This is a genomic window from Myxococcus sp. AM010 (assembly GCF_013372585.1).
GTDB lineage: Bacteria > Myxococcota > Myxococcia > Myxococcales > Myxococcaceae > Myxococcus > Myxococcus vastator.
The window spans coordinates 1-8459 of the sequence record NZ_JABXEO010000156.1; the positions used below are offsets into that span (position 1 = coordinate 1).

Genomic DNA, 8459 nt, shown 5'->3' on the forward strand with positions numbered 1-8459 from the left:
CACCCGCCCATCCCCGAGCGGGTCCGACGGCTGAGGGCGCTGAGCGCCCGCCTGGGAGCCCGCCCCGGTGGGCGCGGCGGCTGGGAGTACGCGTACTGAGGTGACGGACGGCGCTCCGGCCCCCCGCCGGGCCGCTGGCCGAGGCGACGCAGGGAGTGAACCGAAGCACGTCCAGCAGTGGACCCTTGACGCCCCGGGGGCTGACGGTAGGCTGCCCCGCTTTTTGCATTTCCCCGTGGAGGTCGTTCCCGTGCTGGTCCTGGTCCTCGCCCTTGCTGTCGGGCTCGCCATCTCGCTCTATTTCAATCTCTTCGCCGGCCCCAAGCACGCCGCGCTTCCCTCGTCGTCCTCGTCGGCGCCCCGCGCCGAGCTGGTGACGGACACCCAGGCGCGTGCCAAGGCCGAGGCGGAGCTGCAGCGCAAGCAGAAGGAGCTGGACGAGCAGCGCACTCAACTTCAGGACTTGAAGGAGCAGCTGAAGCAGAGCAAGCGCAAGCTCTACGAGCAGAAGGAGTCCGACAAGGGCGCGCTGGACCTGGCCAAGGCGCGCGCCGAGGTGGAGCGCAACGCCTCCGCGCAGCTCGAGCGGACCCGCGAGGAGCTGTCCCACGCGCTGGTGGAGAACCAGCGGCTGAAGGCGGACATGGAGGCCAAGGGCCGCCGCCCGCAGCCCGCGCCCGCAGCGCCCATCGCCGCGCCCGCGCCCGCCGCGCAGGTCGCCGCCCCCGCCCAGGAGGGCGAGGCCGTCATCGCCGCGGTGGTGCCGGTGGTGCCCTCGGCGACGGAGCCGGCGGCGCAGGAGCGTGGCCAGCGCCGCTACCGCGAGCTGAATGACGCCGACCGCGAGAAGATGGAGCGGCTGGAGCAGGCGGCGAACAAGGACCGCAACCGCGCGGTGGAGCTGGAGAAGGAGCTGCGCCGGGTGAAGGGCCGCAACGAGACGCAGCAGCGCGTCTATGCCGCCACCAAGCACGACCTGGACCTGAGCCGTGACAAGTACAAGGCCCTGGAGAAGCGCCTCAACCGCACGCTCCTGGAGCGCGACCTGATTCGCCGGGCCATCAAGGACCTGGAGAAGAAGACGGGCATGCTCGCCGACCGCACGGAGCTGACGCCCGAGGAGGTCGCCGCCAGCGACCAGCGCACCGAGGAGACCTCGCGCGTGCGCGCCGAGAGCGAGACCCAGGCCACCCCCAAGACGGAGGCCCCGGCCGACACCGAGCAGCAGGCGCCCGAGAGCGCTCCGGCCGACGCGGAGTCCAAGCCCGCGCAGGCCTGACGCACCCGCCCGATACGGGCACCTTGAAGGGCTCGGCATCCTGGAGGACCTCCAGGGCCGGGCCCTTCGTCATTTCCACCTCAGGCGTCGGACGAGCCGCAGCCGCCCTCGAGCGGCACCGGCCCCCGGGCCTGGATGAGGCCCGTCAGGAGCTTGTCCATGAGGCGCTTGAGCTCCGCCATCTCCGGCTTCGTGAGGTAGCGGAGCAGCTCCTCGTCCGTCCACAGGAGCGCGTCGCTCAGCAGGTTCAGCTCGGCATGGCCGGCCGGGGACAGCTCCAGGCGCGCGCACCGGCGATCCTCCGCGGTGCTTCGCTTCACCAGGCCGTCCTCCTCCAGGCGCGCGACGAGCCGGCTCACCGCGGGTGCGTCCACGAGCAGCCGCTCCGCGATGGCGGACTGGCTGCGCACACCGTCGGCGATGGATTTCAGCGCCAGCAACTGCATGAAGGGCCTGCTGGTCTGCTCGCCCAGCCGCTCGGTGAGGAGGCGGCGGATGGCGCGCCGCAGCGAGGCCATTTGCTCCGGGACAGTCATCTCCCCCAAAGATGGTTGCAGACTACAACCATTGTCAATTACATCGACGCGACGCGTTTGGTCACAACGGGGGGAAGTTTTCAGCCCACACGCAGTTCCCTCATTTCCTCCTCCTGGTATGGCCTCCCCTTCCGTCATTCTCCTGGCGCTCGTCGCGGCGTCGACGCTGACCGAGCCGTCATCGTCCATTCCCGCGCCCGTCCCCTTCCAGCCGAAGGTGGAGGACGCGATGCTCACCCCCGTTGCCCCCGCGCAGCGGCAGGTAACGACCTGGGACGAGGCGCTCGCGCTCGTCCGGGCGCGCTCCACCGACCTCCGCAGCGCCGAAGCCGGCGTGGAGCGCGCCGCGGGCCGCGCCCGTCAGGCCCTGGCCGCACTGCTACCCAATGCGCGTCTGTCGTCCAGTGTCGGTGTGGACCTCCTCAACCCCGACCTCCCCGTGGGCGCGGGCGGTACGCCGCTGGTGGGCATTGGCGGCGGCGACAGCGGCGGTCCCTCCACGCCGCTGGTCACCGCCACGGCGAACGTGACGCAATCCCTGGTGGACGTCAGCGCCTGGCGCGGACGCGCCTCGGCCGTGGCCGCCGAGGAGAGCGCGGCGGCGACGCTCGGGGAGACGCGGCGGCTGCTCACGCGGAGGCTGGCCCAGGTGCTGGTGTCCACGGTGGCGGCGGAGCGGGCGGCGGAGATCAACCGCGTGGGCCTGCGGCAGGCCCTGGAGCGCTTCGCGCTCGCGCAGCGCACCTATGAGCTGGGCGCGGGCAACCAGCTGGACGTGGTGCGCGTGGAGCAGGACGTGGCGGTGGCGCGCGGCGCCCTCGTCGCGGGAGACGAGCAGCTGCGGCGCAGCCGTGAGGCCCTGGGTCTGGCGGTGGGCTTTGGCGACGCCATGGGCGTCAGCCGGGACTTCAACCTCCAGGGACTGGTGAACGAGACGCAGCGGGCCTGCGCGCCCTTGAAGGACATGAACGCGCGGACGGACCTCGTGGCCTCGCGCGCGCAGCTGGAGTCCGCGCGCGACAGCCGCCAGCAGGCCACCGCCGGCTACCTGCCCACGCTGGGCCTGTCGAGCACCGCCATTGGCCTCACCACGGACCCCGGCTTCGGCCGCGTGGCCATCTGGAGCGTGTCCGCGGTGCTCTCCGTCCCCATCTGGGAAGGCGGCCTGCGCGGCGGCTTGATTCGCGAGCGCGAGGGCCTGGAGCGCCAGGCGGCGCAGGCGCTGGAGAGCACCCGCCGCGACGTGTCGATTGAGGTGGCCCAGGCCCGGCGCGCCGTGGAGGTAGCCGAGGCCCTGGTGTCGACGGCGGTGGCGTCCCGCGACCTCGCGGACCGGACCGACCGCCTCACCCGCCGTTCTTTTGAAGTGGGCCGCGGCAGCAGCCTGGAGCTGGTGCAGAGCGGAGCGGCCCTGCGCCAGGCGGAGCTGACCCTGGTGCTGCGTGAATTCGAGCTCGTCCAGGCGCGCCTGGACGCATTCCTGACGGAGGCGCGGTGCGACTGGTGAACCAGATGAAGGCGATGTGGGGTGTCACCCTGCTGGCGGTGGTGGCGGGCTGTTCGGGACAGAAGGCCGCCCCGCCGGCCCCGCCGCCCCGCGAGGTGGAGGTCCTGACACTCACCCCGCGCGAGGTGCGCGAGACGGGGGAGTACCTGGGCTCGCTGATGTCGCGGCAGAGCGTCAGCGTGCTGCCCCAGGTCGCGGGCTACGTGCGCAAGATTCACGTGCGCCCCGGTGAGAAGGTGGAGGCCGGCGCGGCGCTCATCGAGGTGGACTCGCGCGAGGGCACCGCCGCGCTCGACAGCGCGCAGGCGCAGCTCAGCTCCACCCAGGTGAGCCTGGAGCTGGCGCGCCGCACGCTGGAGCGCACCGAGGCGCTCTACAAGGAAGGGCTCGCGAGCGCGCAGGAGCTGGAGCAGGGCCGCGCGCAGGTGGAGGCCGCCCAGGCCGCGGCGCGTTCGTCCGCCGCGCAGGTGACGCAGCGCCAGGTGCAGCTCCAGTACCACCTGGTGCGCGCGCCCTTCGCCGGAACGATGGGCGACGTGCTGGTGCGGCTGGGTGACTACGTGGGCATGACGACGCCGCTCACCAGCGTGGCGCAGGCGGACGTGCTCGAGGTGAGCGTGTCGGTGCCGTCGACGCGCGCCCGGTCCATGAAGCCCGACACCGCGCTCGAAATCCTCGACGGGACGGGCAAGGTGCTGCTCACCAGCAACGTCTTCTACATCGCGCCCCAGGCGGACCCGCGCACCCAGCTGGTGGAGGTGAAGGCCGCCTTCCGCAACACCGTGGGCCTGCGGCCCAGCGAGCTGGTGCGCGCGCGGCTCGTGTACTCGGCCCGGGATGCGCTGCAGATTCCCGCGCTCGCCGTCGTGCGGCAGAGCGGCCAGCCCTTCGCGCTGGTGGTCCTGGCGAAGGACGGGAAGACGGTGGTGGAGCGCCGCCCCATCACGCTCGGCGCGCTGGGCGAGATGGCCTACGTGGTGGAGCGCGGGCTCCAGTCGGGCGACCAGGTCGCCGTGTCCTCGCTGCAGGCGCTGCGGGATGGCATGGCGGTGAAACCCAAGCAGGCCAACGCTCCCACTGGCAGCGGCCCGCCCCGGGCCTCTGGCACGGGTGGCGGCACTGTCGGCGGGAGCCGCTGAACGAAGGGCCGGATACAGCACCATGTTCGTCGACTTCTTCATCCGTAGGCCCGTCTTCGCCATCGTCTGCTCCATCCTGCTGACGCTGGTGGGCTTGATTGCCATCCCCACGCTGCCCATCTCCCAGTACCCGGACCTGGCGCCGCCACAAGTCACCGTGACGAGCACCTACGTGGGCGCGAGCGCCGAGGTGGTGGAGAGCGCCGTCACCATCCCGCTGGAGCAGGAGCTCAACGGCGTGGAGGGCATGCGCTACATCACCTCCACCAGCGGCAACGACGGCACCAGCCAGGTCACCATCACCTTCGATGCCGCGCGCGACATCGAGGTGGCCGCCGTGGACGTGCAGAACCGCGTCAGCCGCGCCTCGGCGCGCCTGCCCTCGCAGGTGAACCAGACGGGCATCGTCGTCAACAAGGCCTCCAGCCAGATGCTCCTGACGGTGGGCCTGTTCAGTCCGGACAACCGCTACGACGCCAAGTTCCTCAGCAACTACGCCGACGTGAGCCTGAAGGACGCCATCAAGCGCGTGCCCGGCGTGGGTGACGTGCGCATCTTCGGCGAGCGCAAGTTCTCCATGCGCCTGTGGCTGGACCCCACGGAGCTGGCGCGCCGCAAGCTGACGCCCCAGGACGTGACGCGCGCGCTCCAGGAGCAGAACCTCCAGGTGGCCGCGGGCCAAGTCGGCCAGCCTCCGTCCACCGAAGACCAGCCCTATCAGATAGCGGTGCGGGCCCGCGGCCGGCTGGTGGAGCCGGAGGAGTTCGGCGACATCGTCCTGATGCGGGCCACGGACGGCACCAGCGTCCGGGTGAAGGACGTGGGCCGCGTGGAGCTGGGCGCGGAGAACTACGGCACCGTCCTGCGCTTCAACGGCAAGACGGGCGTGGGCCTGGGCATCTTCCAGTTGCCCACCGCCAACGCGCTGGACGTGCGCGACGGCGTGTACGCGGAGCTCGAGCGCCTGTCGAAGCAGTTCCCGCCGGGCATGCAGTTCCAGACGGGCACCGACACCACCCTGGCCGTCCGCGCCTCCATCAACGAGGTCGTCAAGACGCTGGCGGAGGCCATCGTCCTCGTCATCCTCGTCATCTTCCTCTTCCTGCACGGCTGGCGCAGCGTGCTCATCACCGCCTTCACCCTCCCCGTCTCGCTGATTGGCACCTTCGCCTTCGTCTACCTGATGGGCTTCTCCATCAACACCCTCACCCTCTTCGGCCTCACGCTGGCCACGGGCCTGGTGGTGGACGACGCCATCGTCGTCATCGAGAACATCGAGCGGTTGATGGTGGAGCGGCGCCTGTCTCCCATGCAGGCCGCGCGCGAGGGCATGAAGGAGGTGGCCGGCGCCGTCATCGCCATCTCCATCGTGCTGGTGGCGGTGTTCGTCCCCGTGGCGCTCTTCCCGGGCACCACGGGCGCCATCTACCGTCAGTTCGCGCTGACCATCGCCGCCTCCATGGTCCTCTCCGCCTTCTGCGCCCTCACGCTCACCCCCGCGCTCAGCGCGCGGATGATGAAGCACCACGTGGGCGAGAAGTGGGTCTTCTTCCGCTGGGTGGACAAGGTGCTGGACGGGACGAAGGCCCTCTACGGCCGGGGCCTGCGCAAGCTGCTGAAGTATCCGGCCCTCATTCTGCTCGCCTTCCTGGTGTGCATCGGAGGCACGGTGCTGCTGTTCCGCGTCGCGCCCACGGGCTTCATCCCCGACGAGGACCAGGGCTACGTCATCATCTCCATCCAGGGCCCCGAGGGCATGTCGCTCGCCCAGACGGAGAAGGTGCTGGCCGAAGCGGAGGCGATTCTGCAGGCGCAGCCCGAGGTGCGCGCCATGTTCGCCATCGGCGGCTTCTCCATGCAGGGCAGCGGCCCCAACATGGCCACCATCTTCTCGGCGCTGGCCCCCTGGGAGGAGCGCGCGGGCAAGGAGCAGTCGGTGTCCGCGCTGGTGGAGCGGCTGCGGGCCCCACTGAGCCGCATCGGAGGGGCGCGCGTGCTGCCCTTCCAGCCCCCCGCCATCCGCGGCGTCGGCAGCGTGGGCGGCTTCCAGTACATCGTCGAGGACATCGACGGCACCAAGTCGCTGGATGACCTGGCCGCGGCCACGCAGCTGCTGGTGGCCAAGGGCAACGAGGACGCGCGGCTGCGCGGGGTCTTCACCTCCTTCAACGCGGACACGCCGCTGCTCGACGTGGAGGTGGACCGGCAGAAGGCGAAGGCGCTCGGCGTGCCGATTGAGCAGGTGTTCGGCACCATGCAAGTCTACATGGGCAGCCAGTACGTCAACGACTTCAACTACGCCAACCGCACGTACCGCGTGTACGTGCAGGCGGAGCAGCAGTTCCGCGACAGCCCGTCGGACATCGGCGCCTTCTACGTGCGCAGCGACACCGGGGACATGATTCCGCTGGAGTCGCTGGTGAAGGTGGAGCCCACCGTGTCCGCCCAGGTCATCCGCCACTACAACCTGTTCCGCGCGGCGGAGGTCAACGGGCAGCCGTCGCCGGGCGTGTCCTCCGGCCAGGCGATTGAAGCCATGGAGGCGCTGGCCGCGCAGCACCTGCCCCAGGGCATGAGCGCGGAGTGGACGGGCATCAGCCTGGAGCAGAAGGAGAGCGGTGGGCAGACGGCCATCATCTTCGCGCTGGGCCTGCTCTTCGTCTTCCTGGTGCTCGCGGCGCAGTACGAGAGCTTCAGCCTGCCGCTGGTCATCATCTTCTCCGTGCCCCTGGCCATCATGGGCGCGCTGGGGTTGCAGCTGGCGCGCGGGTTCGCCAACGACGTGTTCTGCCAGGTGGGACTGGTGATGCTGGTGGGCCTGGCCAGCAAGAACGCCATCCTCATCGTCGAGTTCGCCGAGCAGCTCCGGGAGAGAGGGAAGAGCGCCACCGACGCGGTGGTGGAGGCGGCGGAGGTCCGCCTGCGTCCCATCCTGATGACGTCCTTCGCCTTCCTCCTGGGCGTGGTGCCGCTGATGACGGCCTCCGGCGCCGGCGCGGCGTCCCGCAACTCGCTGGGGACGGCGGTGTTCGGCGGCATGCTGGTGTCCACGGTGGTGAACTTCGTGTTCATCCCCGGGCTCTACGTGCTGATGCAGAAGCTCCGCGGCGATGCGAAGCGGTCCACCGGTGAGGACGAAGCGGTGCCCACGCCCGCCGCGTCCCACTGAGGCCCGCGACAGACCTGAACCGACCGCGGCCCGGCTCCTCTCATGAGGGGCCGGGCCGTGTGCTGTCAGGCCTGTCAGCGATTAGAACGGAATGCCGTTGCCGCCGCAGCCGCAAACCCTGCGGCTGGTCCGGATGTACTCGGTGCACGTGTCGCCCACCGGGTTGGAGCAGACGCGGTACTGGTTGCGGGCCTGGTACTGCGTCCCCGTCGTGTACCACTCACAGTCGCTCGGACGCTCGGGATTGCAGATGCGCTGCTTGCACGCGATGTCATCCGGATCGCACGCCGAGATGGCACCGCAATCCACGACAGCAGACCACCCCGTACACGCGCCGTACCCGGCGGCGACACAGGCACCTTCGGGCGTGGTACCGCACGCCGTCTGCAGGGCCTGCAGCATCTGCGCGTCCGGCACTGGAATCGAAGACTGGAGCTTCTCCAGCTCCTCCGTCGAGAGCGTGGACAGCTGCGCGCCCTCATCGACGGGAGCCTCCTCCATTGGCCCGCAGCCCGTCATCATCACCACCATCACCACAGCACCCACCAGCGTCTTCAGCTTCATCGTGGTTCTCCTCTGACGTCTCCCGCCGCTGGGAGACACGTACCGGCCCGCGCCCACAAGGAATCGCAGGCTCGCATTGCCATACGAAAGGGACGCGGCAACCTGGCTCGAAGAAAAAACAATTCCAGACAAGAGAGCCCCATCACACGCGGCAGCCCATCGGCACGACGCACCGGAGCGCGGCGCATCCGCGAGGCTCCGTGCGTCAAAGACGGGTACCCGGCAGGCCCCTGGGGTACGCTGAAACCCACCGGAGGTACCCCCC

The 8459-nt window shown here is 70.3% G+C and carries 6 protein-coding genes; 4 read left to right on the forward strand and 2 right to left on the reverse strand.

The genetic code is table 11. From position 1 onward, the window contains the following. Positions 1 to 250: 250 nt before the first annotated feature. On the forward strand, positions 251 to 1279 hold the full coding sequence (locus tag HV826_RS35400) for a cell envelope biogenesis protein TolA (RefSeq protein WP_176421429.1): 1029 nt from the start codon (positions 251 to 253) through the stop codon (positions 1277 to 1279). 80 nt (positions 1280 to 1359) lie between these two features. Here HV826_RS35400 and HV826_RS35405 read toward each other — a convergent pair whose 3' ends face one another. Next, positions 1360 to 1797, reverse strand: a complete 438-nt coding sequence (locus HV826_RS35405; protein ID WP_255208543.1) for a MarR family winged helix-turn-helix transcriptional regulator — start codon at positions 1795 to 1797, stop codon at positions 1360 to 1362. 136 nt (positions 1798 to 1933) lie between these two features. Here HV826_RS35405 and HV826_RS35410 point away from each other — a divergent pair, with 136 nt between their 5' ends. The 3 genes from HV826_RS35410 to HV826_RS35420 are packed head-to-tail and all read left to right on the forward strand — an operon-like array spanning position 1934 to position 7630. Continuing rightward, on the forward strand, positions 1934 to 3322 hold the full coding sequence (locus HV826_RS35410; protein ID WP_176421431.1) for a TolC family protein: 1389 nt from the start codon (positions 1934 to 1936) through the stop codon (positions 3320 to 3322). Further along, positions 3310 to 4461 carry an efflux RND transporter periplasmic adaptor subunit gene (locus HV826_RS35415; RefSeq protein WP_176421432.1) on the forward strand — a complete coding sequence of 384 codons (1152 nt, stop codon included), beginning with the start codon at positions 3310 to 3312 and terminating at the stop codon, positions 4459 to 4461. The genes HV826_RS35410 and HV826_RS35415 overlap by 13 nt, the downstream gene beginning before the upstream one ends. Positions 4462 to 4483: 22 nt before the next feature. Continuing rightward, a complete protein-coding gene (locus HV826_RS35420) occupies positions 4484 to 7630 on the forward strand; it encodes an efflux RND transporter permease subunit (RefSeq protein WP_176421433.1) in 3147 nt (1048 codons plus the stop codon). 81 nt (positions 7631 to 7711) lie between these two features. Here the strand turns inward: HV826_RS35420 and HV826_RS35425 are convergent, their stop codons facing one another. Continuing rightward, positions 7712 to 8194 carry a hypothetical protein gene (locus HV826_RS35425; RefSeq protein WP_176421434.1) on the reverse strand — a complete coding sequence of 161 codons (483 nt, stop codon included), beginning with the start codon at positions 8192 to 8194 and terminating at the stop codon, positions 7712 to 7714. Positions 8195 to 8459 lie beyond the last annotated feature (265 nt).